General features: G+C 66.3%; 25 protein-coding genes. 7 read left to right on the plus strand and 18 right to left on the minus strand.

The window, feature by feature from the left end; all coding sequences use genetic code 11:
* Window positions 1–98: 98 nt before the first annotated feature.
* The 8 genes from TVC13_RS06490 to TVC13_RS06525 form a co-directional block, all read right to left on the minus strand.
* Window positions 99–392, minus strand: a complete 294-nt coding sequence (locus tag TVC13_RS06490; RefSeq protein ID WP_422400409.1) for a hypothetical protein — start codon at window positions 390–392, stop codon at window positions 99–101.
* Window positions 393–433: 41 nt separating this feature from the next.
* Complete coding sequence (locus TVC13_RS06495) at window positions 434–1,486, minus strand: class I SAM-dependent methyltransferase (RefSeq protein ID WP_422400410.1); 1,053 nt, start codon at window positions 1,484–1,486, stop codon at window positions 434–436.
* A 252-nt stretch (window positions 1,487–1,738) separates the two neighbouring features.
* Entirely contained in the window at window positions 1,739–2,275 is a 537-nt protein-coding gene (locus TVC13_RS06500; RefSeq protein ID WP_422400411.1) for a MaoC family dehydratase, read from the minus strand.
* A complete protein-coding gene (locus tag TVC13_RS06505; RefSeq protein WP_422400412.1) occupies window positions 2,268–2,909 on the minus strand; it encodes a CoA transferase subunit B in 642 nt (213 codons plus the stop codon). The genes TVC13_RS06500 and TVC13_RS06505 overlap by 8 nt, the downstream gene beginning before the upstream one ends.
* Complete coding sequence (locus TVC13_RS06510) at window positions 2,909–3,706, minus strand: CoA transferase subunit A (RefSeq protein ID WP_422400413.1); 798 nt, start codon at window positions 3,704–3,706, stop codon at window positions 2,909–2,911. Before TVC13_RS06510 ends, TVC13_RS06505 begins: the two co-directional genes overlap by 1 nt.
* Window positions 3,707–3,751: 45 nt before the next feature.
* Entirely contained in the window at window positions 3,752–4,915 is a 1,164-nt protein-coding gene (locus TVC13_RS06515) for an acyl-CoA dehydrogenase family protein (protein ID WP_422400414.1), read from the minus strand.
* The gene (locus tag TVC13_RS06520) at window positions 4,902–6,983 is read right to left on the minus strand and encodes a biotin carboxylase N-terminal domain-containing protein (protein WP_422400415.1); all 2,082 of its coding nucleotides are present in this window, start codon (window positions 6,981–6,983) and stop codon (window positions 4,902–4,904) included. The genes TVC13_RS06515 and TVC13_RS06520 overlap by 14 nt, the downstream gene beginning before the upstream one ends.
* A 4-nt stretch (window positions 6,984–6,987) precedes the next feature.
* Complete coding sequence (locus TVC13_RS06525; protein ID WP_422400416.1) at window positions 6,988–8,592, minus strand: carboxyl transferase domain-containing protein; 1,605 nt, start codon at window positions 8,590–8,592, stop codon at window positions 6,988–6,990.
* 147 nt (window positions 8,593–8,739) lie between these two features.
* Between TVC13_RS06525 and TVC13_RS06530 the strand changes: the two genes are divergently transcribed.
* Complete coding sequence (locus TVC13_RS06530) at window positions 8,740–9,354, plus strand: TetR/AcrR family transcriptional regulator (protein ID WP_422400417.1); 615 nt, start codon at window positions 8,740–8,742, stop codon at window positions 9,352–9,354.
* A 36-nt stretch (window positions 9,355–9,390) separates the two neighbouring features.
* Window positions 9,391–9,858 (plus strand): GNAT family N-acetyltransferase, encoded by a 468-nt coding sequence (locus TVC13_RS06535; protein ID WP_422400418.1) that lies wholly within the window; start codon window positions 9,391–9,393, stop codon window positions 9,856–9,858.
* Between the two features lie 82 nt (window positions 9,859–9,940).
* On the opposite strand, the gene TVC13_RS06540 is transcribed toward TVC13_RS06535, so the two are convergent.
* From TVC13_RS06540 to pdhA, 3 genes are read right to left on the minus strand one after another with little or no spacing between them, the layout of a single operon-like run.
* On the minus strand, window positions 9,941–11,371 hold the full coding sequence (locus tag TVC13_RS06540) for a dihydrolipoamide acetyltransferase family protein (protein WP_422400419.1): 1,431 nt from the start codon (window positions 11,369–11,371) through the stop codon (window positions 9,941–9,943).
* Complete coding sequence (locus tag TVC13_RS06545; protein ID WP_422400420.1) at window positions 11,368–12,390, minus strand: alpha-ketoacid dehydrogenase subunit beta; 1,023 nt, start codon at window positions 12,388–12,390, stop codon at window positions 11,368–11,370. Before TVC13_RS06545 ends, TVC13_RS06540 begins: the two co-directional genes overlap by 4 nt.
* Window positions 12,387–13,538, minus strand: a complete 1,152-nt coding sequence (gene pdhA / locus TVC13_RS06550) for a pyruvate dehydrogenase (acetyl-transferring) E1 component subunit alpha (RefSeq protein ID WP_422400421.1) — start codon at window positions 13,536–13,538, stop codon at window positions 12,387–12,389. Before pdhA ends, TVC13_RS06545 begins: the two co-directional genes overlap by 4 nt.
* A gap of 168 nt (window positions 13,539–13,706) precedes the next feature.
* Between pdhA and TVC13_RS06555 the strand changes: the two genes are divergently transcribed.
* Window positions 13,707–14,183 carry an Lrp/AsnC family transcriptional regulator gene (locus TVC13_RS06555; protein ID WP_422400422.1) on the plus strand — a complete coding sequence of 159 codons (477 nt, stop codon included), beginning with the start codon at window positions 13,707–13,709 and terminating at the stop codon, window positions 14,181–14,183.
* Between the two features lie 464 nt (window positions 14,184–14,647).
* On the opposite strand, the gene TVC13_RS06560 is transcribed toward TVC13_RS06555, so the two are convergent.
* The gene (locus tag TVC13_RS06560; protein ID WP_422400423.1) at window positions 14,648–16,270 is read right to left on the minus strand and encodes a cation acetate symporter; all 1,623 of its coding nucleotides are present in this window, start codon (window positions 16,268–16,270) and stop codon (window positions 14,648–14,650) included.
* Window positions 16,267–16,638: a DUF485 domain-containing protein gene (locus tag TVC13_RS06565; RefSeq protein ID WP_422400424.1), complete on the minus strand. Its 372-nt coding sequence runs from the start codon at window positions 16,636–16,638 to the stop codon at window positions 16,267–16,269. Before TVC13_RS06565 ends, TVC13_RS06560 begins: the two co-directional genes overlap by 4 nt.
* 225 nt (window positions 16,639–16,863) lie before the next feature.
* On the opposite strand from TVC13_RS06565, the gene TVC13_RS06570 reads away from it, so the two are divergent.
* The 4 genes from TVC13_RS06570 to TVC13_RS06585 are packed head-to-tail and all read left to right on the plus strand — an operon-like array spanning window position 16,864 to window position 20,692.
* The gene (locus TVC13_RS06570) at window positions 16,864–18,060 is read left to right on the plus strand and encodes a sensor histidine kinase (protein WP_422400425.1); all 1,197 of its coding nucleotides are present in this window, start codon (window positions 16,864–16,866) and stop codon (window positions 18,058–18,060) included.
* 37 nt (window positions 18,061–18,097) lie between these two features.
* Window positions 18,098–18,823, plus strand: a complete 726-nt coding sequence (locus tag TVC13_RS06575; RefSeq protein ID WP_422400432.1) for a LytR/AlgR family response regulator transcription factor — start codon at window positions 18,098–18,100, stop codon at window positions 18,821–18,823.
* A complete protein-coding gene (locus TVC13_RS06580; RefSeq protein WP_422400426.1) occupies window positions 18,820–19,197 on the plus strand; it encodes a hypothetical protein in 378 nt (125 codons plus the stop codon). The genes TVC13_RS06575 and TVC13_RS06580 overlap by 4 nt, the downstream gene beginning before the upstream one ends.
* 7 nt (window positions 19,198–19,204) lie before the next feature.
* The gene (locus TVC13_RS06585) at window positions 19,205–20,692 is read left to right on the plus strand and encodes a cation acetate symporter (RefSeq protein ID WP_422400427.1); all 1,488 of its coding nucleotides are present in this window, start codon (window positions 19,205–19,207) and stop codon (window positions 20,690–20,692) included.
* A gap of 75 nt (window positions 20,693–20,767) precedes the next feature.
* Here TVC13_RS06585 and TVC13_RS06590 read toward each other — a convergent pair whose 3' ends face one another.
* From TVC13_RS06590 to tsf, 5 genes are all read right to left on the minus strand, one after another.
* The gene (locus TVC13_RS06590; protein ID WP_422400428.1) at window positions 20,768–21,346 is read right to left on the minus strand and encodes a DivIVA domain-containing protein; all 579 of its coding nucleotides are present in this window, start codon (window positions 21,344–21,346) and stop codon (window positions 20,768–20,770) included.
* Between the two features lie 110 nt (window positions 21,347–21,456).
* Entirely contained in the window at window positions 21,457–22,413 is a 957-nt protein-coding gene (locus TVC13_RS06595) for a phosphatidate cytidylyltransferase (protein WP_422400429.1), read from the minus strand.
* Window positions 22,413–22,970 (minus strand): ribosome recycling factor, encoded by a 558-nt coding sequence (frr, locus tag TVC13_RS06600; protein ID WP_055240405.1) that lies wholly within the window; start codon window positions 22,968–22,970, stop codon window positions 22,413–22,415. The genes TVC13_RS06595 and frr overlap by 1 nt, the downstream gene beginning before the upstream one ends.
* Before the next feature lie 168 nt (window positions 22,971–23,138).
* Entirely contained in the window at window positions 23,139–23,870 is a 732-nt protein-coding gene (pyrH, locus tag TVC13_RS06605) for a UMP kinase (protein WP_422400430.1), read from the minus strand.
* 175 nt (window positions 23,871–24,045) lie between these two features.
* Window positions 24,046–24,885, minus strand: coding sequence for a translation elongation factor Ts (gene tsf, locus TVC13_RS06610; protein WP_422400431.1), 840 nt, complete (start codon window positions 24,883–24,885; stop codon window positions 24,046–24,048).
* Between the last annotated feature and the right edge of the window lie 78 nt (window positions 24,886–24,963).

The following is a 24,963-nucleotide window of genomic DNA, read 5'->3' on the forward strand; positions in this document are numbered from 1 at the left end:
GGTCCGCATGGAGCCCACGGACGGTTTTTGGGCAGGGAATGGCAGGGCAGGGAGGATAAAGACAGGAAATGGGGTGGTGCGGCAGCGCCTTGGCTGCTTTAGCTCAGGGCTGCGGCGACCCGATCGTCGGAGTCCAGCACGGCGCCGTAGACCCGGGCAGCCAGGCGGCGGCGTTCGGCCGTGAGCCGTTCGGCCAGGTCCTCGTCCGGAACCGCCGCGTCGACTGCCCCGGCAGCCAGGGCGCCGGAGCGCTGCAGCTGGTCTTCCAGGACCAGCACGCGGTCCTTGAGGATCCAGAGTTCGCTGGTGAGTTCGAAGACCATCCGGGCAACGTCGTCGAGGCGGCGCTCACCCAGGTAGGTGGGGCGGTTGGGTACATCTCCACCGGCCATGTTTGTGTCCTTTGCTGAAGTCGTGAAGTCGGTCGTCGGGGTCAGGCCAGCGGTTTGCTGGCCAGGGTGATCCAGGGGTATTTGCGTTCGGTGGCGCCGAAGGACCGGATGTCCGTGAAACCGGCGGTGCGCAGCATGCCCGGCAGGTCCATGGTGAGGGCGTCGCGCCAGTAGGGCTCGCCGCGGTTTTCGGTTTCCCAGTCGAGGATTACGGCACGGAAGGCATCGTGTTCCTCATACGGTGCGACCTCACAGATCATCAGGTCTCCGCCCGGCGCCAGCAGGCGGAATGCCTCATGCAGGATCTGCTGGTTGGATTCGGTGGGAACCTCATGCATCAGGGTGTAGGCAGTCACCAGGTCCGCCTGCCCGGATTCGAGCCGGGTTTCTTCCGCCGGTGCCTGGTACCAGTCCACGGCCAGCCCTGCATCGGAAGAGAGTGCATGGGCGTACTTCAGTGAGCTGGCGGAGAGCTCGACGGCGGTGATGTGCGCCTCGGGGTAGGTGCGGGCCAGGGCCGTGGTGAACCGGCCGGTGCCGGCACCCAGTTCGATGATCCGTTCGTAGCGTTCCCGCGGTGCGCAGCGCGCGCTGACGTGCCGCTGGTCATTGAGGTTCTCGTCATGCCGGACGGCACCGACGCCGCCCGGGCGCAGGATGTACCCGAAAACCAGTTCGTGGATGGCCGGGCCCATCAGCTCGTGGCCGTCCCAGCCGCCCGGTGCCAGGTGGAAACCGTTCTCCCAGTACTCCGGCGCCTCGAATCCGGGGTTGAGGGTGAGGGTGCCGGCAGGGGTGCGCGATTCGACCCATCCGATGATCTCTTCCCGGGCGGTTTCCGCCGCGGGCAGTGCCCGGACGTAGGCTTCCTCCGCCACCCAGCGGGTCAGGAACCGGTCGAAGGCCCAGGCCGCACTGTCAGCGAGGTGGTGCTCCACGGACGCCTTGCGTTCCATAATCGGCACAGGGGGATTCGGCTCGGCTTCCCGGTACTCGGCGGCAGCACGGGTCTGCAGCACACCCCCGGCGTAGGACTGGGTAGCACCCAGGAATTCAAGTCCGGCCCGGGATGCCTGAGTCAAAGGAATCTGCATTGCGCACTGCCTCTCTGCCACTAATTCTCGATATGTAGGAATCTAATACCCACATTTGGCGAGATCGGAGCAAAGAGGCGTTAATTTACCTCCGCGTAACAGAGAGTTTTCACAGCGTGCGTTTTCAGTTCGCGCATGATGAAAAGTGTTCGATTATGTCCTGCAGAACCGGGAAACGGGAGCAGCAGTTCCGCTCAGGTGTTCGTCGCTGGATTCAACCGTAGCCCGGCGGTACCGGGCCGGTGCAGCCGGTTACCCGGCGTTACCCGCGGGCGGAAAACCCCCGGAGGTCCACATCAGCGCAGTTCGGGAGAACGTGGCCACGACGGTGCCGTCCTGGTTGTGGCCGGTGTGCTCCAGTGTGACGATCCCCTGCCCCGGCCGGGATCCGGAGAGCCGCTTGGCGGCTACCCGTGTCTGGGAATAGAGGGTGTCTCCGTGGAAGAGCGGATGTGGAAACTCGATGTCGGTCAGGCCCAGCTGGGCCACCAGGGTTCCCTGGGTCAGCTGGCTGACCGACTGGCCCACCATCACCGCCAGCGTCAGCATTGAGTTGACCAGCCGCTGTCCGTAGGGCTGGCCGGCGCTGTAGGCAGCGTCCAGGTGCAGCGGCTGGGTGTTCATGGTCAGGGTGCTGAACAGCACGTTGTCCGCCACGGTAAGGGTGCGGCCGGGCCGGTGCGCGTACACCGTTCCCGGCTCGAGTTCGTCAAAGAAGAGTCCGCGCTGCACCACCACCCTGCCCGCGGCGGTTTCCCCGGAAGCGGTTCCGCCGGTTGCCTCAGACACCAAGGGCCACCTCCAGCGGCGCTCCGGTGGCGGCCACCACGTCCTCGATGGGAACGCCGGGAGCGGTTTCGCGCAGGACCAGGCCCTCCGGTCCCACCTCGATCACTGCCAGGTCCGTGACGATCAGGTTCACGCAGCCCCGGCCGGTCAGCGGAAGGGAGCACTCCTGGAGGATCTTCGGCCGGCCGGCGCGGTCCACATGCTCCATCATCACGATCACGCGCTTGGCACCGAAGACCAGGTCCATGGCTCCGCCCATGCCCTTGACCATCTTTCCGGGAATCATCCAGTTGGCCAGGTCCCCGTTCGCCGCCACTTCCATGGCGCCCAGCACCGCCACGTCCACGTGGCCTCCGCGGATCATGCCAAAGGACTGCGCAGAGTCGAAGAACGCTGCCCCGCGGTTGACCGTGACGGTTTCCTTGCCGGCGTTGATCAGGTCCGGGTCCAGTGCCGCTTCTTCCGGATAGGGGCCGACGCCGAGAATCCCGTTTTCCGAGTGCAGCACCACTTCCACGCCTTCGGGAATGAAGTTCGGGATCAGGGTGGGCATGCCGATACCCAGGTTCACGTACTCGCCGTTTTGAAGTTCCCGGGCCACACGGGCAGCCAGTTCGCTGCGGGTCAGTGCCATTACATTGCCTCCTTGGCTCCGGTGCTGCTGGTCCCGCGAACCGGGTTCTGTGCCGCGACGGTCCGCTTCTCGATGCGCTTCTCCCCCGGGCCGGTATGCACCACCCGCTGGACGAAAATGCCCGGAACGTGGACTTCCCCGGGATCAAGTTCCCCGGGCTCCACGAGTTCCTCCACCTCGGCAATGGTGATTCCGCCGGCCATGGCACAGAGCGGATTGAAGTTCATGGCGGAGGCATGGAACACCAGGTTTCCGTGCCGGTCGCCCTTCCAGGCGTGGACGAGTGCGTAGTCGGGGGTGAGGGATTCTTCCAGCACAAAATCCCGGCCGCCGAAGCTGCGCACCTCCTTTGGTTCCGATGCCTTCGCCACTGTGCCCTCGGCGTCGTACTTCTGCGGCAGTCCGCCCTCACTGACCTGCGTTCCAACACCTGATGCCGTATAAAAGGCCGGGATGCCGGCACCGCCGGCACGCAGCTTCTCCGCCAGGGTTCCCTGCGGGGTGAGGACCACTTCGAGTTCGCCGGCGAGGAACTGGCGGGCGAACTCCTTGTTCTCCCCCACGTAGGAGCTGACGGTGCGGCGGATACGGTGGTCGGCCAGCAGCAGCCCGAGTCCCCAGTCATCCACGCCGCAGTTGTTGGAGACCGTTTCGAGTTCATCCGCGCCCTGGGCATGCAGGGCGGAGATGAGCACTTCCGGGATACCGCAGAGCCCGAACCCGCCTACGGCCAGGGAGGCTCCGCTGGGGATGTCTGCCACAGCTTCTTCGGCCGTGGCCACTGTCTTGTCAATCATGGTGGTGTCCGTTCGTTAATCGCCGTTGACTAACCCTGTTCCGCCCTAAAGCCCCAGTTCGCGGGCAATGAGCATGAGCTGGACTTCGGTGGTACCTTCCCCGATTTCCAGGATCTTCGAGTCCCGGTAATGCCGCGCCACCGGGAATTCGTTGATGAAACCGTAGCCGCCAAAGACCTGGGTTGCATCCCTCGCGTTGTCCATCGCAGCTTCTCCGGCCACGAGCTTTGCCATGGCGGCCTGGACCTTGAACGGCTTCCCGGCCAGCATCCGCGCCGCGGCGTCGTAGTAGGCAAGCCGGGCGTTGTGCGCACGGGTCTGCATCCGGGCAATCTTGAAGGCGATGGACTGGTTGCTGCCGATCGTTGTGCCGAACGCGGTTCGCTCGTTGGCGTAGCGCAGTGCCTCGTCCACGCAGCCCTGCGCAGCACCGGTAGCCAGCGCAGCAATCGCGATGCGGCCTTCGTCCAGGATCTGCAGGAAGTTCGCGAAGCCGCGGCCTTCGGCACCCAGCAGGTTCTCCTGCGGCACGCGGGCGTCGGCAAGAGTCAGCGGATGTGTGTCCGAAGCGTTCCAGCCCACCTTGTTGTAGGCCTTCTCCACGGTGAAGCCGGGGGTCCCGGAGGGAACAATGATGGTGGAGATCTGCTTGCGCACGCTGCCGTCCGGGTTCTGCGTGGTACCCGTGACGGCGGTGACCGTCACCAGCGAGGTGATGTCAGTGCCGGAGTTGGTGATGAATTCCTTGCTGCCGTTGATCACCCACTGCCCGTCCTCAAGCCGGGCGGTGGTCCGGGTGCCGCCGGCATCGGAGCCTGCCTCGCTCTCGGTCAGGCCGAATCCTGCGAGCGCAGCACCCTGCGCCAGCGGCGGCAGCCAGCGCTGCTTCTGCTCTTCGGTGCCGAACCGGTAGATCGGCATGGCGCCAAGGGAGACGCCGGCTTCCAGGGTGATGGCCACGGACTGGTCCACCCGTGCCAGCTGCTCCAAGGCCAGGGCGAGGGCAAAGTAGTCTCCGCCCATTCCGCCGTATTCCTCCGGGAAGGGCAGGCCGAACAGGCCCATCTCCCCCATTTGTTCCACCACTTTGTAGGGGAAGGAGTGTTCGGCGTCGTGCTGGGCGGCTACCGGGGCAACGACTTCCTCGGCGAATTCCCGGACGGTGTCCGAAAGGACCTGGTGTTCTTCACTGAGTTCAAAGCTCGGCATTGCCTGCTCCTTGGGTTGGGGTTCCGGGATCTGTTTCTCGGGGAACGACTGTGGCCAGGACCTGGCCGGCCTTGACCAGGTCCCCCGGCCGGAGGGTGATCGATACTCGTCCGGCGACGGGGGCGGTGAGCTGGTGCTCCATCTTCATGGCTTCCACACCGAGCAGCACCTGGCCTGCCTCGACGGTGTCTCCGTCCGCTGCCGCCACGGTCACCACGGTGCCGGGCATCGGCGAGCGCAGCACCGGATCCGCTGCTCCTTCGGTTCGTCCGGCTGCAGCAAGCGCGCGGCGCAGCGTTTCCCGGCGGCCGGGCAGTTCCAGCGCCGCGGTGTACCCGTCCCTGGAGGTCCAGAGCACCGGCACTGCAGCGTCTGCTTCGGTAACGCAGAAGTGCAGGGAATGCACGACGCCGTTCAGCACCAGCCGCAGCCGGCTTCCGTCGACGTCCAGGCCGGCGGTGCCGGCGTCCCTGCCGGCTATGCTCACCCGGGCTTGCTGCGGCGTGCCCAGGACTTCCACGGAGCGGGCGGTGCCGGCGGCGTCAACGGTTACGGTCAGCGGTCGGCGTCCGCCGATCCGCCAGCCGTCTGCCCTGCCCCACGGCGGCGGGTTCGCCGCGCCGGTTCCCCGCTGTCCGGGCAGCTGTCCCTGCAGCGCTGCGAGCCGCAGCAGTGCAGCGGCGGCGAGCTCCGGGTCCCCGGGTTCCTGGAAGGCAAGTTCAGGCAGGCGCCGCTCAATCAGCGTGGTGTCCAGTTCCCCGGCCTGCACGGCAGGATCTGCCAGCAGGAGGCGGAGGTACTCAATGTTGGTGCCGATGCCAAGGATCACGGTCTCTGCCAGTGCGGTGTCCAGCCGCTGCAGCGCCTGCCGGCGGTCCGCACCCCACGCAATGACCTTTGCCAGCATCGGATCGTAGCTGGAGGAGACCTTCTGTCCGGCCAGCAGGCCGGAGTCCGTGCGGATTCCGTCCCCTTCAGCTTCCTGCAGGATCTCCACGCGGCCGGCGGTGGGCAGGAACCCGCCGGCCGGATCTTCGGCGTAGACCCGTGCTTCCACGGCATGGCCGTGCAGCCGCACTTCGTCCTGGGAGAAGTCCAGCGCTTCGCCGGCGGCGATCCGGACCTGCCATTCCACCAGGTCGATGCCGGTGACCATTTCAGTCACGGGATGCTCCACCTGCAGGCGGGTGTTCATTTCCATAAAGAAGAACTCATCGGGTGCTTCGCCGGAGACCAGGAACTCGACGGTCCCTGCTCCGGTGTAGTCCACGGAGCGTGCGGCCTCGCAGGCTGCGGCGCCGATCCGTTCCCGGGTAGCGGCGTCGAGCAGGACCGACGGCGCTTCCTCGATGACCTTCTGGTGCCGGCGCTGCAGGGAACATTCACGTTCGCCCAGGTGAATGACGTTTCCGTGGCTGTCCGCGAGGACCTGGACCTCGATGTGCCGCGGCGCAGAGACCAGCCGCTCCAGGAACAGGGTGTCGTCGCCAAAGGCCGACGCCGCCACCCGCCGGGCGGAGGCGAGGGCACCGGGCAGGCCGGCGGGATCCGTGACAACCTGCATTCCCTTGCCGCCGCCGCCGGCGGAAGGTTTGATCAGCAGCGGGTACCCCACGCCTTCTGCTGCCGCCGTCAGGTCTGCGTCGCTCAGTCCGGGTTCGGCGATGCCGGGGATCACCGGCACCCCGTAGCCGGCCACATGGTTCTTGGACTGGATCTTGTCCCCCATCAGTTCCAGCGCCTTTATGCCGGGACCGATGAAGGCAATGCCGTGTTCTCCCAGCAGGCGGGCGAAGGAGGCGTTTTCGCTGAGGAACCCGTAGCCCGGGTGCACTGCCTGCGCGCCGGAGGCCAGGCAGGCAGCAAGCACGGCGTCGGCGTCGAGGTAGCTCCGCCGCGGGTCCGCCGGCCCCAGCCGCAGTGCCGTGTCAGCTTCGCGCACGTGCCGGGCGCCGGCGTCGTCGTCGCTGTACACAGCTACGCTCCGAAGTCCCAGGCGTTTCAGGGTGCGGATCACGCGGCAGGCTATTTCGCCGCGGTTGGCCACCAGAACAGTCGTCATAGTCATTCGCTCACATCCGGAAGAGGCCGAAGGAAGTTTCGGGAAGCGGGGCGTTGGCGCAGACGTCCAGGGCCAGGCCCAGCACGGTGCGGGTGTCCCGGGGATCGATGATCCCGTCATCCCAGAGCCGGGCCGTGGAGTAGTAGGGGCTGCCCTGCGACTCGTAGTCCTGCCGGATGGGTTCGCGGAAGGCTGCTTCGTCCTCCGTGCTCCATTCCTCGCCCCGGGCTTCGAGCCCGTCGCGGCGCACGGTGGCCAGGACGGCGGCGGCCTGGTTTCCGCCCATCACGGAGATCCGCGCGGCAGGCCACATCCACAGGAAGCGCGGCGAGTAGGCCCGCCCGCACATGGAGTAGTTCCCGGCGCCGAAGGATCCACCGATCACCACGGTCAGCTTGGGCACCCGGCAGGTGGCGACGGCCGTGACCATCTTGGCGCCGTGCCGGGCGATTCCGCCGGCCTCATAGTCGCGCCCGACCATAAACCCGGAAATGTTCTGCAGGAAGATCAGTGGAATGCCGCGCTGGTCGCACAGTTCAATGAAGTGCGCGCCCTTCTGCGCGGATTCGCTGAACAGCACGCCGTTGTTCGCCACGATGCCCACGCGGTGTCCGTGCAGTCGGGCGAAGCCGGTAACCAGGGTGGTGCCGTACTCCTTCTTGAATTCGTGGAATTCGCTGCCGTCGGTGATCCGTGCAATGACCTCCCGGACGTCATACGGCGTCTGCAGGTCCGCCGGAACTGCTGCGTAGAGCTCTTCCGGGTCCACTGCCGGTTCCATGGCCGGCACCGGCTCCCACGCACGCAGCGGCTCGGGGAATGTATCCGCAATGTCCCGGACAATTTCCAGGGCGTGCGCGTCGTTTTCGGCAAGGTGGTCGGTAACCCCGGAGGTGCGTGAGTGCAGTTCGCCGCCGCCCAGTTCCTCAGCGGTCACGACCTCGCCGATGGCAGCCTTCACCAGCGGCGGCCCGCCCAGGAAAATGGTGCCCTGGTTGCGGACAATGACTGTCTCGTCACTCATGGCCGGGACGTAGGCGCCGCCGGCGGTGCAGGAGCCCAGCACGGCCGCGATCTGCGGGATCTTTGCCGCGGACATGCGCGCCTGGTTGTAGAAAATCCGGCCAAAGTGCTCCCGGTCCGGAAAAACTTCGTCCTGCAGCGGCAGGAACGCTCCACCGGAGTCCACCAGGTAAATACAGGGGAGCCGGTTCTCCAGCGCAATCTCCTGGGCCCGCAGGTGCTTCTTCACCGTCATGGGGTAGTAGGTACCGCCTTTGACCGTCGCGTCGTTGGAGAGCACCATGACGTGGCGTCCGTGGACCAGGCCAATACCGGCGATCAGTCCGGCAGCCGGGGATTCATCGCCGTACATGCCGTTCGCGGCCAGCGGTGCGATCTCCAGGAACGGGCTGCCGTCGTCGAGCAGGGCCTCGATCCTCTCCCGCGGGAGCAGCTTTCCGCGGGCGGTGTGCCGCTCCCGGGAGCGGGGTGGGCCGCCCTGGGCTGTTTCAGCGAGGCGTTTGCGCAGTTCCTCTGCGAGCACCCGCTGGGCTGCCTCGTTGGCGGCGTATTGCGCGGATGCCGGGTCCAGCGCTGTGGCAAGGGTCTCCATCGACTTCCTTTGGTTGAGCGGCTATGGCGGCTGCGCCGGATCACCGACGTCAGTTAATGCCCGCTAACTCAAATTAGGTTAGTGGCTATTAACTGACCTGTCCACCACAATGGAAGGGTTGCCAAGAAGAACTCCGGAAAGGCAGGCATGGACTCCACGACGAGCACACCGCGCACAGTTACCGGCAGGAGTGCCGCCAAAGCCTCCCGGCGTGCGGCGATGCTGGACGCAGCGGCGGCTCTTTTCGCAGAGAAGGGCTACAACGGTGTCTCCATCGAGGAGCTTGGCGCAGCCGCCGGGGTAAGCGGGCCGGCGGTGTACCGGCACTTCAGCGGCAAGTCCGCCGTACTTTCCGCCCTCCTGATCGGGGTCAGCAAGGACCTGCTGGAAGGCGGGATCGCCGTCGTCGCCGAATCTGACACGGCTGAGGTGGCCCTCAGCGGGCTGATCGAGTTCCAAGTGGACTTCGCCCTGCGCCAGCCCAACGTCATCCGGGTCCAGGACCGGGACCTCGCCAGCCTTCCCGAAGACGACGAGCGCACGGTCCGCCAGCTTCAGCGCCAGTACGTGGAGGTCTGGGTGGATGCCATTTCGGCACTGCACCCGAATTCCGAGCTGCCGCTGCTGCGCCACCGTGCACAGGCGGTCTTTGGGCTGATCAACTCCACTTCCCACACCCTGACGAGCAAAACCACTGCCCGCGAGACCGTCAAACTGCGGTCGCTGCTCGAACGCATGGCGTGGGCAGCACTGAATGCCTAGTAGGCTAAGAAAAACCCCCGAGCAGAAAGACCTGCTGTGATTGAGCTTCGTGCCGTAGAACCGGGCGACGTTGATGAGTTCTTCAGCCATCAGCTGGACCCGGGCGCCAACCATATGGCTGCCTTTGCCGCCAAGAATCCCTCGGACCGGGGTGTCTTTGACCTCCACTGGCAGCAGATCCTCAGCGACTCGGGCATCACCGTACGCACTATCGTTGCCGACGGCGACGTAGTTGGCTCCATCCTCGCCTACCGCGACGGCAGTATTCCGGAGATCAGCTACTGGATCGACCGTTCGCGCTGGGGACAGGGAATTACGACGGCGGCCGTGGGCCTTTTCCTCGAAGAGTTCCCTGAGCGCCCCATTCGGGCGCGCGCCGTGGCTGACAATGTGAGCTCCATCCGCATCCTGGAGCGCTACGGGTTCAAGGTCATCGGTGAGGCACAGACCTTTGCCAACGCCCGCGGTGCCGTGGTGCGCGAGCTCGAACTCGAGCTGGCCTAGCCGCACTTCGTAACTGCAGCAGGGCCCCTTACCCGCGGACGGCGGGAAAGGGGCCCTGCTGCCCTTTAACGGCGGTGGTGCCTCAGTCCATCGCCAGGACCATCGCGGGCTCGGCGAGCACGTCGCCGATGTCGCGCAAAAATGCGGCGCCTTCAGCCCCGTCCACCAGCCGGTGGTCGAAGGAAAGGCTCAGGGTCGTAACCTGGCGGAGGGCGATGCCGCCTTCGTGCTCCCACGGCTGTTTCCGCACCGCGCCCAGGGCCAGGATTGCAGCCTCCCCCGGGTTGAGGATGGGGGTTCCGGCATCCACTCCGAACACACCCACATTGGAGATGGAGACGGTGCCTCCGCTCAGGGCTGCCGGCGGTGTCCGCCCGTCCCGCGCGGTGCCGGCAAGATCGGAAATCGCCAGGGCAAGCTCGCGCAGGCCAAGATCCTGCGCATCCTTGATGTTCGGAACCATCAATCCCCGCGGAGTGGCCGCGGCGATGCCCAGGTTCACGTAGCGGTAGCGGATGATCTCCCGGGCCGCTTCATCCCAGCGTGCATTCAGCTCAGGGTGCCGCCGCAGGGCCAGACAGACGGCTTTCGCGGCCAGGACCAGCGGCGTCAGCCGGACGCCGTCGTACTCTTTGCGGCTGCGCAGCTTCTCCAGCAGGTTCATGGAGGACGTGACGTCCACGGTGAGGAAGACCGTGGCGTGCGGCGCCGTGAAGGCACTGGCCACCATGGCAGCCGCGGTGTGCTTCCGGATTCCCGCGATCGGAATCCGCTCCTCCCGGCCCTGGCCCAGGTGCGGTGCGTCCGCCACTACCGGCTGAACATCCTGGGGTGCTCCGGCAGGCCCGCTGGAAGAGCGCAGCAGTGCGGCCTCCACGTCGTGGCGCACGATCCTGCCCTGCGGCCCGGTGCCGTCCAGCGCAGCCAGGTCAATGCCGAGGTCACGGGCGAGTTTGCGAACCGGCGGCGTGGAGCGCGGGCGTTCCCGGACCGGAGCGTCCTGCAGCATGGGCGCCTTTGGCTCAGCGGGCGCCTCCGGAGCGGTGGGCACGTCCGGCACAGCGGGCACGTCCGGCACAGCGGCCGCCGGAACCGGCGTTGGTGCAGGCGGCGCGGCAGCTGCGGATACCGGAACACCTGCGAACCCGCGGCGGGGCCGGCGCGCCGGCCGTCCCCCCTTGTCCGGTTCCGCGCCGTATCCCACCAGGGTCGGCTGCCGACGCTGGGCGCCGTCTTCGGCCGCCGGCGCTGCCGGAACGGGCACACCAGCTGCGTCCGGAACATCGAAGCTGATGATCGGTGAGCCGACTTCCACGACGGTGCCTTCGGCCTCGTGCAGCCGGGCCACCACACCTTCGAACGGAGACGGCAGTTCAACCACTGCCTTGGCGGTTTCGACATCGGCGATGACCTGGTTCAGCGTCACCGCCTGGCCCTCGGCGACCCGCCAGGAGAGGATTTCGGATTCAGTCAGTCCTTCGCCCAGATCCGGGAGCCGGAATTCGCGGATCATCGGCCGGCTCCTTCCAGCACGGCTGCCTGCTCCAGGGAGTTGGACCGGCGCATGACCCGGTCCACCCCGTCCAGGATCCGGTCCAGGTCCGGGAGGTGGTGCTTCTCCAGCCGGGCGGGCGGGTACGGGATATCAAAGCCGGTCACGCGGACCGGGGCGTGCTCCAGGAAGTCGAAGCAGCGTTCGGTGATGCTGGCGGCGATTTCTGCGCCGAGCCCGCCGGACTGTGCTGCTTCATGGGTGATAACCAGCCGGCCGGTCTTGCGCACGGAGGCTTCCACCGCTGCGTAATCCACCGGTGCCAGCGACCGCAGGTCGATCACTTCCACGGAGATGCCTTCGTCCCCCGCCGCGGTGGCTGCGTCCAGGGCAGTCATCACCAGCGGCCCGTAGGCCACCAGGGTGACGTCGGTTCCGGCAGCTGCCACGCGGGCCGACCCCATCGGCAGGGCGTCGTCGAGGGTCCGCTGGACCTCACCCTTGGTGTGGTAGCGCCGCTTGGGTTCGAAATAGAGCACCGGGTCATCACAGGCAATGGCCTGGCGGATCATCGTGTAGGCGTCCTGGGGGTTGGACACACTGACCACCCGCAGGCCGGAGGTGTGCGTGAAGTACGCTTCCGGAGACTCGGAGTGGTGTTCCGGCGAACCGATTCCGCCGCCGAAGGGCACCCGGATGGTCAGCGGGAGTTTCACCGCTCCGCGGGTCCGGTAGTGCATCTTGGCAACCTGGGACACGATCTGGTCGAAGGCGGGGTAGATAAACCCGTCGAACTGGATCTCCACCACCGGCCGGTAGCCGCGGTAGGCCAGGCCGACGGCGGTGCCCACAATGCCGGATTCGGCCAGCGGGGTGTCCATCACCCGCTTGGGGCCGAACTCGGCCTGCAGCCCGTCGGTGATCCGGAAGACTCCGCCGAGCTTGCCGATGTCCTCTCCCATCAGCACCACCTTGGGGTCCTGGGCCAGGGCGTCGTTCAGTCCGGCCGTGATTGCGCGGCCGAAGGTCATGCTGCTCATCGGGTGGCTCCTTCCGCAGGCCCGTCCATCATGGCCAGGTAAGCCGTGTAGTGCTCCTGCTGCCGGTCCAGCCAGCTGTTCGGTTCTGCGTAGACATGCGCAAAGACGTCTTCCGGGCCGGGGTCCGGAAGGGTCAGGCAGGCGTCGCGGAGCGCGGCGGCGAGGGTATCGGCGTCGGCCTCCACGGACGCGAGGAAAGAGTCATCAGCTTCCCCTTCGTTTTGCAGGAGCGCTCCGAGCCGGCTGACCGGGTCCCGGCGGCGCCAGTCCTCAAGCTCTGCGGCGTCGCGGTAGCGGGTGGGGTCATCGGCGGTGGTGTGCGGGCCCATCCGGTAGGTGACGGCTTCAATGAAGGTGGGGCCGCCGCCGGTGCGGGCGCGGTCCAGGGCTTCCCGGGTGGCTGCCAGTACTGCCAGCACGTCGTTGCCGTCCACCCGGATGGACGGGATGCCGAACCCCGGGGCGCGGTTGGCCAGCGGGACGGCGGCCTGGAGCCCTACCGGCTCGGAAATTGCCCACTGGTTGTTCTGGCAGAAGAAGATCACCGGTGCCTGAAAGCTCGCCGCGAACACCATGGCTTCATTGACATCGCCCTGGCTGGTGGCGCCGTCGCCGAAGTAGCTGATCGCGGCGTCGTCCGCACCGTCCTGGGCAATGCCCATGGCGTACCCGGCGGCGTGCAGGGCCTGCGCACCAATGATCACCTGGGTGGGAGCCATGTTCACCGAGTAGGGATCCCAGCCGCCTGCGGCGTTGCCGCGCCAGACGCGCATGAGGTCCGCGAAGCCGACTCCGCGGCACCAGGCGACGGCGTTCTCGCGGTAGCTGCTGAAGACGAAGTCGGACGGGCGCAGTGCGCGGGCCGAGCCGATCTGGGCTGCCTCCTGGCCCAGGAGCGGGGGCCAGAGCCCCAGTTCGCCCTGGCGCTGCAGGGAGGTTGCCTCCGTGTCGATCCGCCGGACCAGGACCATGTCCCGGTACAGGCCGCGCAGGGTCTCGGCGTCGACATCCTGGACCCAGCGGCCGTAGAACGCGTCGTCAACGCGGGACCCGTCGGGACGGATGAGCTGGACATAGGGGTCATTCGGTTCCGTCCCGGTGTTTTCGGGATGGTCTACCGGGATATGCAGGGACACTTTGATACGCATCCTTCCGTGTTGGGGCCCCGGGGATGGTGGGGTCCGAACCTGATGCCGGGCGCCTTTGCCCAGATAGATGTGACCCTACTCACATGAAGCAGGCGGCACAACTGCACCCGCTTCGGTTGGGCATCCTGCCCTACATCGACGTTTTGGGCCGTGCTAGCGTTGCGCACTATGCAGATTCTGGACAGCACCGATTTCCGCGTCCTGCGGGCCATGGCCACCGATCCGCGCCGGACGGTGGTTGCTCTGGCACAGCGTCTGGGGATCTCGCGCAACACCGTGCAGGCCAGGTTGTCCCGGATGGAGAAGAAAGGCGCGTTCCTCTCCTTTGAGCGGCGCATCAATCCGGTGGCGCTGGGCTATCCGCTGATGGCCTTTGTGCATGTGCATGTGCAGCAGCCGCGCCTGGCGGAGATCACCGCCGATCTTTCCGCTGTGCCGGAGGTGATCGAGGCGCACGGGCTGACCGGCGCCGCTGACTTGCTGCTGCGCATTGTGGCGGTCGACGCCGAGGATCTGTTCCGGGTCAACAAGGCCATCCTCGCCGTGCCCGGCGTCGAGCGCTCCGATACCACCCTGGCAATGGGTGAGCTGATCCCCTACCGGGTCGCTCCCCTGCTCGACCGTGGACCTGCCGGCACCGAATAGCCTGCTTCCGGGCCCGCAGGCGGACCGTCGCGGCGTCGCCCATCCCCCATGCTGCACTGCCACCAGCATCCAGCCATCCTGTGGGGAGATAACGTCCCTTAGCGCCGACTCCGTACATCCTGTGGGCAGTTAACGTCCCTTAGCGCCGACTCCGTACATCCTGTGGGCAGTTAACGTCCCTTAGCGCCGACTCCGTACATCCTGTGGGCAGTTAACGTCCCTTTCCGGCAGCCAGAACAGCGTTATCTCCCCACAAGATGCTGGGCCCGACTCCTAAACAGCGTTATCTCCCCACAAGATACTGCCGGTCCGGCCGGGACGGCACCGCCTGCCAGGCCCCGCTTGCCCATGGACAGCCGCCACGCCCCTAAACACCTCCGGACCCACGTCCCACACCAGCACCCTGGCACGGAAAAGGGCGCCTCCCCCGTCCAGGGAGGCGCCCTTTTTACCGTGCGGTGAACCTAGTGGTCCACTGCCTTTTCTGCTCCAACACCGGTGAGCGAACGGACTTCCATTTCCGCCTGCTTCTCCGGGGACTCGTTGTCCTTGCTGGTGACCGTTCCCAGGAAGCCCAGGAAGAACGCCAGCGGAATCGAGACCAGTCCCGGGTTGTTCAGCGGGAAGATCGCGAAATCGGCTCCAGTGATCATCGAGGTTTCAGCACCGGAAACAACCGGCGAGAAGATGATCAGCAGGATGGCCGAGCCCAGGCCGCCATACATGCTCCAGACAGCGCCGCGGGTGTTGAAGCGCCGCCAGTAGAGCGAGTAGATGATCGTGGGCAGGTTGGCACTGGCCGCGACGGCGAAGGCCAGGGCGACCAGGAAGGCCACGTTCTGGCCCTGGGCACCGATGCCGCCCAGGATCGACACCACACCAATCACCAGCACGGTCCGGCGTGCCACCTTCACCTCGCCGTCGGCGTCCACCTTGCCTTTGCGGACAACGTTGGCGTAGATGTCGTGGGCGAAGGACGCAGCCGCGGTGATCGTCAGGCCGGCCACAACAGCAAGGATGGTGGCGAACGCGACGGCGGCAATCAGTCCCAGCAGGACCGGACCGCCCAGGGCGAACGCCAGCAGCGGAGCCGCGGAGTTCACGCCGCCCGGAGCTCCCATGATGGTCTCCCGCTCAATCAGGGCCGCGGCGCCGTAGCCGAGGACCAGGGTGAACAGGTAGAACAGGCCAATCAGCCAGATAGCCCAGACCACGGAGCGGCGGGCTTCCTTGGCGGTGGGAACCGTGTAGAAGCGCATCAGCACGTGCGGCAGGGCCGCGGTGCCAAGCACCAGGGCCAGGCCCAGGGACACGAAGTCGAGCTTGGAGGTTTCAGACTTGCCGTACTGCAGTCCCGGATCGAGGATCGCGGCGTTGCCGGACATCTCGACGGCGGAGCCAAGCAGCTCGGAGAGGTTGAAGCCGTTGATTGCCAGGACCCACACGGTCATGACGCCGGCGCCGGCGATCAGCAGGCAGGCCTTGATGATCTGCACCCAGGTGGTGCCCTTCATGCCGCCGACCAGTACGTAGATGATCATGAGGCCGCCGACGACGGTGATGACCAGGGACTGGCCGATCTTGGAGTCGATGCCCATGAGCAGCGAAACGAGTCCGCCGGCACCGGCCATCTGGGCCAGCAGGTAGAAGAAGCAGACAGCCAGCGTGGTGGTGGCCGCGGCAATGCGGACCGGACGCTGCTTGAGCCGGAAGGAGAGCACATCGGCCATGGTGAACTTACCGGTGTTGCGCAGCATTTCGGCCACGAGCAGCAGTGCCACGAGCCAGGCCACCAGGAAGCCGATGGAGTACAGGAAGCCGTCATAGCCGTTGATGGCGATGGCGCCGACGATGCCGAGGAAGGAGGCCGCGGAAAGGTAGTCGCCGGCAATGGCGGTGCCGTTCTGCGGGCCGGTAAAGGAACGACCGGCGGCGTAGTAGTCGGCAGCGGTCTTGTTGTTGCGGCTGGCGCGGAGCACCACCACAAGGGTGACGGCTACGAACAGGCCGAAGATCAGCATGTTCAGCCAGCCGGTTTCCCGGACGGCGTCGGCGGTGACGGCGGCGGGGACGTAGAGGGTGTTCATTTGGTCTCCTCGGGAAGGGACACGCCCTTGGCCTCCAGCTCGCCGCGCAGCTCGGAGGCGATCGGATCGAGGCGGCGGTTGGCGTAGCTGACGTACCACATGGTGATGCCGAAGGTGCTGACGAACTGCAGCAGGCCCAGGATCAGACCGATGTTGATGTTGCCGATGACCGGGGTGGACATGAAGTCGTGCGCGTAGTCAGCGAGCAGCACGTAGGCGAAGTACCAGACGAGAAAGACCACGGCCATGGGAAAGATGAAGCTGCGCTGGCGTTTGCGCAGCTCCTGGAACTGCGGCGACCGCTGGACTTCCCGGAAGTCGACCGGCGCCTCGCTTTCGGGGTGTGATTGTGGCTGGTGTTCAGCCATCTCTCCTCCTTGGGTAGGGGCACGTGCGGCGGTACGGCCTAAAAACCGCAGGTCCATCGGGAACCCGGGCCGCCAGCACGCCGGCTGTGATGGGGATCACTTTTCCAATGCGGACGCATCTGGTGCCACTTATCGCGCCCCTGCGTCGGTGAACGGGGCAATCCGTGCGCCAAACGGCATGTTTGGTGCCTTCGGGCGCTCCCCCGAGTCGGTACTCTGGGTTCCATGCCCGCTGCCGTCGAAGTCGCTCTGGTCTGCGCCGTTGCTGTTTTGACGCTCGCAGCAGTGGCTGCTTTGGGCTACCGGCTCAGCCGCTCCCAGCGTGATCTGGGTTCCGACGCCGAACGCGCGGCCTATGCCACGCTGCACACCGCGTCGCTCGCCTCCCGCCACCTTCGGTCCGGGCTGACGCCGGCGGGGGCGTCCCGTGCCAGCCGGCACCTGCGGGGGCTGCTGCGCTGCGAAACGCTGCTGATGACGGACACTGCGGCGGTACTCGCCTGGGAGGGAACCCTGGCAGACAACGCGATGCGGCGGGAACGGATCCTGCTGGCAGCCCGTGGAGTCCTGGAAAGCGGCCGGACCAAGGTTTTCCGCGGCCCGGCGCTGCGTGCGCTGGGACTGCAGGACGGCGGGGAGCTGCTGATCTGTCCGCTGCGGGTCAATTCCCAGGCTGCAGGCACGCTGGGAGTATTTGCGCCGTCGATCAGCGCCGGGCTGATCCGGGCCACGAACGACGTCGCTGACTGGGTTGCTGCGCAGGTGGAACTGGCGGAGCTGGACACCTCCCGGGCGCTGTTGATGGAGGCAGAGGTGAAGGCGCTCCGGGCGCAGATCAGCCCGCACTTCATCTACAACTCGCTGAACGCGATTGCCTCCTACATCAATACCGATCCGCAGCGGGCCCGCGAGCTGGTGGTGGAGTTCGCTGACTTCACCCGGTATTCCTTCCGCCGGCACGGGGACTTCACCACCCTGGCGGAGGAGCTGCAGTCAATCGACCGCTACCTGCTGCTGGAACGGGCACGTTTTGGCGAACGGCTCAAGGTCAGCCTGCAGATCAGCCCGGAGGTCCTGGGCACCGTGATCCCGTTCCTGTCCCTGCAGCCGCTGGTGGAGAACTCGGTGCGGCACGGCCTGGATTCAAACGACGGCGAAGGTCACATCACCATTTCCGCGCGCGACGCCGGGGCCCTGGCGGAAATCACGGTGGAGGACAACGGGGTGGGCATGGACCCGAAGAAACTGGAGGATCTGCTCGCCGGGCATGTCGACGGCGACCACGTAGGCCTGCGCAACGTGGACCTGCGGCTGCGCCAGGTTTACGGCGACGCCCACGGGCTTGTCATCGACACCGCGGAGGGGGCCGGCATGCTGATCACCATGCGGATCCCCAAGTCGCAGCCGGGTCACCAGACGTAAAGGAAGTAGTCTGTCTTCCATGCCGAAATCCGCAAAGCTGCTGACCGTGGTGGTGGCCGACGACGAAGCTCCGGCCGTCGAAGAGCTGGCATTCCTGCTGGGCAGGGATGCCCGCATCGGCACCGTGCTGCGCGCCTCGAGCGGCGCCCAGGCACTGCACGCCATCGAGAATTCGGACGTCGACGCCGTGTTTCTGGACATTCACATGCCGGCTCTCTCCGGGCTGGACATAGCCCGGGCTCTGGCGCGCAAGGAGCGCCCGCCCGCCGTCGTTTTTGTCACTGCCGATGAGGACCACGCCCTGGCCGCCTTTGAACTGGCTGCCCTGGACTATCTGCTCAAGCCGGTCCGGCAGGAACGGCTCAACGAATCCGTGCGCCGGATCAGCGACGCACTGGCCGGCCCCGGGATGGACAGCGAGGGCGACGTGGTTACCGTGGTGCAGGGCGCCACAACCCGCATGATCCGCCGGGAGGACATCCGCTATGTGCAGGCGCAGGGTGACTACGCCCGCCTGCACACCGCCGACACCAGCTACCTGGTCCGGATCCCGCTCGCGGAACTGGAGGCCCAGTGGGCTGACGCCGGGTTCCTGCGGATCCACCGCTCCTACCTCGTAGCCCGCAGCCAAATCACGCAGGTGCGCCTGAGCGCCGGCCGGGCCAGCATCCGGATCGGCGCCGAGGAACTTCCGGTCAGCCGCCGGCACCTGCCCACCGTGCGCAGCACCCTGGCTTCCGGACGGGTCCGGCCCACGGCATGAATGGGGAAAACCGCCCGCAGCGTGTCCGTGTCACCGCACCCCCGCGCCCCGGTGCCGTGCCGCCGGCATTTCCGGTGGCCCGGGAACTGGATGAGCAGTCAGAGGTGGGCGAAGTGTTCCTCTCCTCCCTGATCCGTTCCCAGCTGCGCCTGGCCCTGGTGGTGGCAGGCGGATTTGGTCTGATCCTCCTGGGCGTCCCGCTGCTGCTGGCTGCCTACCCGCAGATTGGCGCCCTGGAGCTGTTCGGCATTCCGGTCCCGTGGGTCCTGCTTGGATTTGGGGTCTACCCGCTGGTGATCATCAGCGGGGCGCTCTACGTACGCAGCGCCAACCGGAACGAGAAGCGCTTCCAGGACCTTCTGGATGAGGGGTAGCAGGTAAGTGAACTGGGAAGTCAGCCCGGGAGTGGGTTACGCCGCGCTGGCCGCCGTGACCGCGGCGACGCTGCTCATCGGCGCCTACGGGCTGCGGATCTCACGCACTACCGGGGATTTCTACGTCGCTTCCCGCACGGTGAAGCCGTGGTGGAATGCCTCGGCAATTGGCGGTGAATATCTCTCCGCCGCCAGTTTCCTGGGGGTGGCCGGACTGGTCCTGGTTTCCGGGGCTGATGCCCTCTGGTTCCCGATTGGCTACACAGCCGGATACCTGATGCTGCTGCTCTTCGTCGCGGCACCACTGCGCCGGTCAGGGGCCTACACGGTTCCGGATTTTGCCCGGGCACGGCTGGATTCGCTTCCGGCACGCAGGGTTACCAGCCTGCTGGTGGTGGCCGTCGGCTGGCTCTACATCGTGCCGCAGCTGCACGGCGCTGCCCTGACCGTGGGCCTCACCACCGGGCTGCCGGGCTGGGCAGGGTCTGCCGCCGTCGTCGTTATTGTCTGTCTGAGTGTGCTCAGCGGCGGAATGCGCTCGATTACCTTTGTGCAGGCATTCCAGTACTGGCTCAAGCTTGTGGCACTGGCGGTTCCGGTGCTGTTTATTCTCTTCCGGCTGGGAGCGGACGGTGTGTCCTGGACCAACGACGGCGCCGCCTTCGATTTCGGGGCCGACGCCGCCGTGGCGGATTCGGTGTACCGCAACGTTTCGCTGAGCATTGCGCTGCTGTGCGGAACCCTGGGCCTGCCCCACGTCCTGGTGCGCTTTTACACCAACCCGGACGGGGTTTCAGCGCGGCGCACCACCTTGATTGTGCTGGGGCTGCTGTCCATCTTTTACGTTTTCCCCACGCTCTACGGCATTCTCGGCCGGACATACCTGCCGGAGCTCGCGGGCCAGGGCAATGCCGATGCGACGGTGCTGCTGCTGCCGGCGCAGGTGTTCGACGGCGCGCTCGGCGACCTGCTCGCGGCCTTTGTCACTGCCGGGGCCTTCGCCGCATTCCTCTCCACCTCCAGCGGCCTGATCGTGTCCCTGGCCGGGGTGATCAGCCAGGAGTTTTTCCGCGGCAGCATCCGCGGGTTCCGTACCGCCACCCTGCTGGCCGGTGCCGTGCCGCTGGGCCTGGCGCTGCTGACGAACACCCAGGCACTGGCCGGCAGTGTGGGCATGGTGTTCGCATTTACTGCCTCCACGCTGTGCCCGCTGCTGCTGATGGGTATCTGGTGGCGCCGCCTGACTGCTGCGGGCGCGGTGTCGGGGATGCTCACCGGAGCCGTGCTCTGCGGCGGGGCAATCATCGCCGCCGGGGTGATTTCCGTCGGCGGAACCACTGTGCCGGTCTGGCTGGAGCAGCCGGCGGCGTGGACCGTTCCGGCGGCCTTCGCGGTCACGGTGCTGGTATCGCTGCGCGGCCCCGGAACTGTTCCGGCCGGCACCGGCCGTTTCCTGGCCCGTCTGCACACCCCCGAGCGCACCCTCCGCCCCTGACTTAACGCCGAAAGGCCAGTTACGGCTATTACCAGCGCTGGTAGGAGCCGTAACTGGCCTTTCGATGAAAGAGATCTAGTCGATCGCGGCCATCAGCTCGACGACGCGGTCCAGGAACGCATCAACCTGCGTCTCCTCGTAGCCGGCGTCGCCCTTGGCTTCGCGGAACACCGCCCGGCGGACGACGTCGACGCTCAGCGGCCGGTCGTGCTCAAAGTAGCCCAGCAGCTCGTTGCACAGCGCATCGACGTCCCGGACGTTGTAGCTGTGGGCACGATTCTTCGTGGGGCGGCGGAACCGCTCCCCCGGCTTGCGGTGCAGACGGGCGCGCAGGACGGCGGAGGTGCGGCCGATCTGCAGCAGCCAGGCTTCTTCGCCCTTCTCCTGGATCAGGCGGTCGCGCTCACGCTGGGCGAAGACATCCTCCAGCCGGTCCAGGGCCGCGTCGACGGCCTGGGCCTCGTAGCCTCCCTTGGCCGGATCGAATGCCATGGAACGGACGTGGCGGCTGGTGATGACCTTTGCTCCCGGTGTCTCAGAGTTGTAGTAGTTCCGGGCCTTGGTCAGGAAGTCATCGACCTGGCGGACGTTGTAGCCGTACTCCCTGCGGCTCACACGCTCAAAGGGGGCACTGGCCTGCCGCGCATCGTTCATGTTCAGCTAATCCTTTGGTGTCAAGTCTTCTTCCGCCACGGGATGCGGGACCGTCGAAAATATCTTACGTGTTCGCCGGCCCGGGACCCGGCAGGACTCCCCGGGGAACGCTACATTGCGCCCGGAACCAGCAGCACGGAGAGCAGGAAGACCACCGGCGCGGCGAAGACCACCGAGTCCAGGCGGTCCATGACGCCGCCGTGGCCGGGAAGCAGGTTGGACATGTCCTTCACGCCGAGCTCACGCTTGATCATGGATTCGGAGAAGTCGCCTGCCGTAGCCGCGGCAACCGTGGCCACGGCCAGCACCAGACCAAACCACCAGGGCTGGTCCAGGAAGAACACGGCCGAGAGGATGCCGATCACCGTGGCGCCGGCGGCGGAACCGCCGAAACCCTCCCAGGATTTCTTGGGGCTGATCTTCGGCGCCATCGGGTGCTTGCCGAAAAGGGCGCCCACCAAATAACCGAACGTGTCGTTGGAGACCACCAGCAGCAGCAGGACGGCGACACGGGTCTGCCCTTCGGGTTCGCGGAGCAGCAGCAGCGCGAAACTGAGCAGGAACGGGATCCACAGGACCACGAATACGCCGGCAAGAATGCTGCGCATTGCGTCCTGCGCCGTGTCGATGGTCCGCCAGAGCAGAATCGCCAGGCCGGTGCCGGCCAGTGCCATGGCCAGCGCCTCAGTGCCACCGAAGTAGGCGGCCAGCGGTACCGCGACAGCCCCCACGAGCACTGGAACGTGCGGCACCTTGATGCCGCGTACCTCCAGCGCGCGGGAGACTTCCCAGACACCGACGGCCGAGAAACCGGCGGCGATCACTGCGATCGCCACCGGGGAAAACAGCAGGCCGACCAGCAGCGCTCCCAGCAGGACGACGCCGACGGCGATGGCCGCGGGCAGGTTCCGTCCTGCTTTGGAGGGCTTGCGCGGTTTGCGGGTGCGGGCAGCCGAGCCGCGGCCCCTGCGGCCGCCGGGAACACTCATGTCCGCGCCCTTCGCTGCCGGGTCTGCCTCAGGAGACGGGGTGCCGCCAGCCTGGGTGGAAGGCTGGGATTGGTTCATCAGACCTCGAGCAGCTCGGCTTCCTTGCGCTTAAGCAGCTCATCAATGGAGTCGGTGTGAGCCTTGGTCAGTGCGTCGAGGTCCTTCTCGGCCCGGTTGCCGTCGTCCTCGCCGATTTCTCCGTCCTTGACCAGCCGGTCCAGGGCGTCCTTCGCCTTGCGGCGGATGTTGCGCACGGAGACCTTGGCGTCTTCACCTTTGCCGCGCACGATCTTCACGTATTCCTTGCGGCGGTCCTGGGTCAGTTCCGGCATAATCACGCGGATGACCTTGCCGTCGTTGGACGGGTTGGCACCAACTTCGGAGTCGCTCAGGGCACGCTCAATGGCGCGCAGCGCGGTGACGTCGTACGGGGTGATGAGCAGGGTGCGGGCGTCCGGGGTTGCGAAGGAGGCCAGCTGCTGCAGCTGCGTCGGGGAACCGTAGTAGTCCACCAGGACTCTGGAGAAGAGTGCGGGGTTGGCGCGGCCGGTGCGGATGGTCGAGAAGTCCTCCTTGGCAACCTCCACAGCCTTGTCCATCTTGTCGGCTGCCTCTTTCAAGGTCTCTTCGATCACGGTGTCTCCTCATTGCAGGGAAATGCCAGTGCCGGAAATACTTGCAGTACATACCGTGCAGCGGCGTAATTGGGCTCTTCTACCATCCTAACCCGCGCGGCTCCCGCGCCGGCACCTGCGGCGATGCCGCTGCGGATGCCGGAACGGAAGCCGCGCCGGAAGGATTCTCTAGTTCGAGACGACGGTGCCGATTTTCTCGCCCCGGATGGCCCGGGTGACGTTGCCTTCACCCTCCATGCCGAAGACCACCATGGAGAGGTCGTTGTCCTTGCACATGGTCATGGCCGTCTGGTCCATGACCCGGATGTCCTGGCGGAGGGCGTCGTCGTAAGTCAGGGTTTCCAGCCGCTTGGCGCTGGGGTCCTTGTTCGGGTCTGCGGTGTAGACACCGTCCACGCCGGACTTGGCCATCAGCACTTCGTCAGCGTGCACTTCCAGGGCGCGCTGGGCAGCAACGGTATCCGTGGAGAAGTACGGCAGGCCGGCGCCTGCACCGAAGATGACGACCCGGCCCTTTTCAAGGTGGCGGATAGCGCGCCGCGGGATGTAGGCCTCGGCGACCTGGCCCATGGTGATGGCGCTCTGCACGCGGGTCTCCACGCCTGCCTGCTCCAGGAAGTCCTGCAGGGCAAGGCAGTTCATGACTGTGCCCAGCATGCCCATGTAGTCGGCGCGGGAGCGGTCCATGCCGCTCTGGGAAAGCTCTGCGCCGCGGAAGAAGTTGCCGCCGCCCACCACGATCGCGGTCTCTACTTCACCGACGGTTGCGGCGATCTGCTTGGCCACGGAGCGTACGGTCTCCGGATCGACGCCCAGTTTCCCGCCGCCGAACACCTCACCTGAAAGCTTGAGCAGCACGCGGCGGCGCGGAGTGTCGGTTTCTGTCAGGGCGTGGTCCATGATGCCTCCCGGGGCAATGCTGGTGCGTGAACTTGTCAGCTGATTCAAGGGTAATAAGGGGATTTGGACAGGCAAAAGGGGTGGGGGCCGCGGCGTGGGGGGGCCCCGGTGGGGGGCCCACCCCCCTCTATGCCATCATTTCGCGTCCGCTGTGCGTGCGCGCCGTTTCGGTGCCTTAGGCTCCGACGCGGAAACGGGCGAAAGCGGTCGGCTTGACGCCGGCTTCGTTCAGAACGGTGGCGACGGTCTTCTTGGCATCCTTGGCGAACGGCTGGTCGAGCAGCACGATCTCCTTGAAGAAGCCGGTCAGGCGGCCTTCGACGATCTTCGGCAGTGCAGCTTCCGGCTTGCCTTCGGCGCGTGCGGTCTCGTCAGCGATGCGGCGCTCGTTCTCCACGATGTCCGCGGGAACTTCATCGCGGGTCAGGTAGGTGGGAGCGTAAGCAGCGGTGTGGACTGCGACGTCGTGGGCTGCGGTGAAGGCTGCGTCACCTTCGCCGTCAACGGCGAACAGAACGCCAACCTGTGCAGGCAGATCCTTGGAGGTCTTGTGCAGGTAGGCATCAACGGTCTTGCCCTCGACGCGTGCTACGCGGCGGACAACAACCTTTTCGCCCAGGATTGCGCCTTCTTCGACAACAACCTCGGACAGCGGCTTGCCGTCGACGTCGTAAGCCAGGAGGGTCTCGGCGTCAGCGGCGCCGGACTCCACAGCTGCGGCCAGGACGCGGTCTGCGAGTTCGATGAACTTGGCGGACTTGGCAACAAAGTCAGTCTCGCAGTTCAGTTCGATCATCACGCCGACGGTGCCGTCGATGACCTTGGCAGCAACCAGGCCTTCGGCGGTGGAACGGCCTTCGCGCTTGGTGGCGCCCTTCAGGCCCTTGATGCGGATGAGCTCCATGGCCTTGTCGGCGTCGCCGTTGGCCTCGTCGAGAGCTTTCTTCACATCCATCATGCCGGCGCCGGTGCGCTCGCGCAGAGCCTTGATATCAGCAGCGGTGTAGTTCGCCATTTGGACTCCAGTCCTCCCGTAATAAAAGTATTGGTGCAGTTCCGGGGAGTGGGGGGGGGGGGGCGCCCCGCCCCCCCC

Origin of the sequence: Arthrobacter sp. 3Tela_A (assembly GCF_049311025.1) — a bacterium.
Lineage (GTDB): Bacteria > Actinomycetota > Actinomycetes > Actinomycetales > Micrococcaceae > Arthrobacter_B.

Bases quoted from the DNA above. Each gene is read 5' to 3' on its own strand.
- TVC13_RS06490 (WP_422400409.1), bottom strand. From the start codon at position 392: ATGGCCGGTGGAGATGTACCCAACCGCCCCACCTACCTGGGTGAGCGC.
- TVC13_RS06495 (WP_422400410.1), bottom strand. From the start codon at position 1,486: ATGCAGATTCCTTTGACTCAGGCATCCCGGGCCGGACTTGAATTCCTG.
- TVC13_RS06505 (WP_422400412.1), bottom strand. From the start codon at position 2,909: ATGGCACTGACCCGCAGCGAACTGGCTGCCCGTGTGGCCCGGGAACTT.
- TVC13_RS06510 (WP_422400413.1), bottom strand. From the start codon at position 3,706: ATGATTGACAAGACAGTGGCCACGGCCGAAGAAGCTGTGGCAGACATC.
- TVC13_RS06515 (WP_422400414.1), bottom strand. From the start codon at position 4,915: ATGCCGAGCTTTGAACTCAGTGAAGAACACCAGGTCCTTTCGGACACC.
- TVC13_RS06520 (WP_422400415.1), bottom strand. From the start codon at position 6,983: ATGACTATGACGACTGTTCTGGTGGCCAACCGCGGCGAAATAGCCTGC.
- TVC13_RS06525 (WP_422400416.1), bottom strand. From the start codon at position 8,592: ATGGAGACCCTTGCCACAGCGCTGGACCCGGCATCCGCGCAATACGCC.
- TVC13_RS06530 (WP_422400417.1), top strand. From the start codon at position 8,740: ATGGACTCCACGACGAGCACACCGCGCACAGTTACCGGCAGGAGTGCC.
- TVC13_RS06540 (WP_422400419.1), bottom strand. From the start codon at position 11,371: ATGATCCGCGAATTCCGGCTCCCGGATCTGGGCGAAGGACTGACTGAA.
- TVC13_RS06545 (WP_422400420.1), bottom strand. From the start codon at position 12,390: ATGAGCAGCATGACCTTCGGCCGCGCAATCACGGCCGGACTGAACGAC.
- pdhA (WP_422400421.1), bottom strand. From the start codon at position 13,538: ATGCGTATCAAAGTGTCCCTGCATATCCCGGTAGACCATCCCGAAAAC.
- TVC13_RS06555 (WP_422400422.1), top strand. From the start codon at position 13,707: ATGCAGATTCTGGACAGCACCGATTTCCGCGTCCTGCGGGCCATGGCC.
- TVC13_RS06560 (WP_422400423.1), bottom strand. From the start codon at position 16,270: ATGAACACCCTCTACGTCCCCGCCGCCGTCACCGCCGACGCCGTCCGG.
- TVC13_RS06565 (WP_422400424.1), bottom strand. From the start codon at position 16,638: ATGGCTGAACACCAGCCACAATCACACCCCGAAAGCGAGGCGCCGGTC.
- TVC13_RS06570 (WP_422400425.1), top strand. From the start codon at position 16,864: ATGCCCGCTGCCGTCGAAGTCGCTCTGGTCTGCGCCGTTGCTGTTTTG.
- TVC13_RS06580 (WP_422400426.1), top strand. From the start codon at position 18,820: ATGAATGGGGAAAACCGCCCGCAGCGTGTCCGTGTCACCGCACCCCCG.
- TVC13_RS06590 (WP_422400428.1), bottom strand. From the start codon at position 21,346: ATGAACGATGCGCGGCAGGCCAGTGCCCCCTTTGAGCGTGTGAGCCGC.
- TVC13_RS06595 (WP_422400429.1), bottom strand. From the start codon at position 22,413: ATGAACCAATCCCAGCCTTCCACCCAGGCTGGCGGCACCCCGTCTCCT.
- pyrH (WP_422400430.1), bottom strand. From the start codon at position 23,870: ATGGACCACGCCCTGACAGAAACCGACACTCCGCGCCGCCGCGTGCTG.
- tsf (WP_422400431.1), bottom strand. From the start codon at position 24,885: ATGGCGAACTACACCGCTGCTGATATCAAGGCTCTGCGCGAGCGCACC.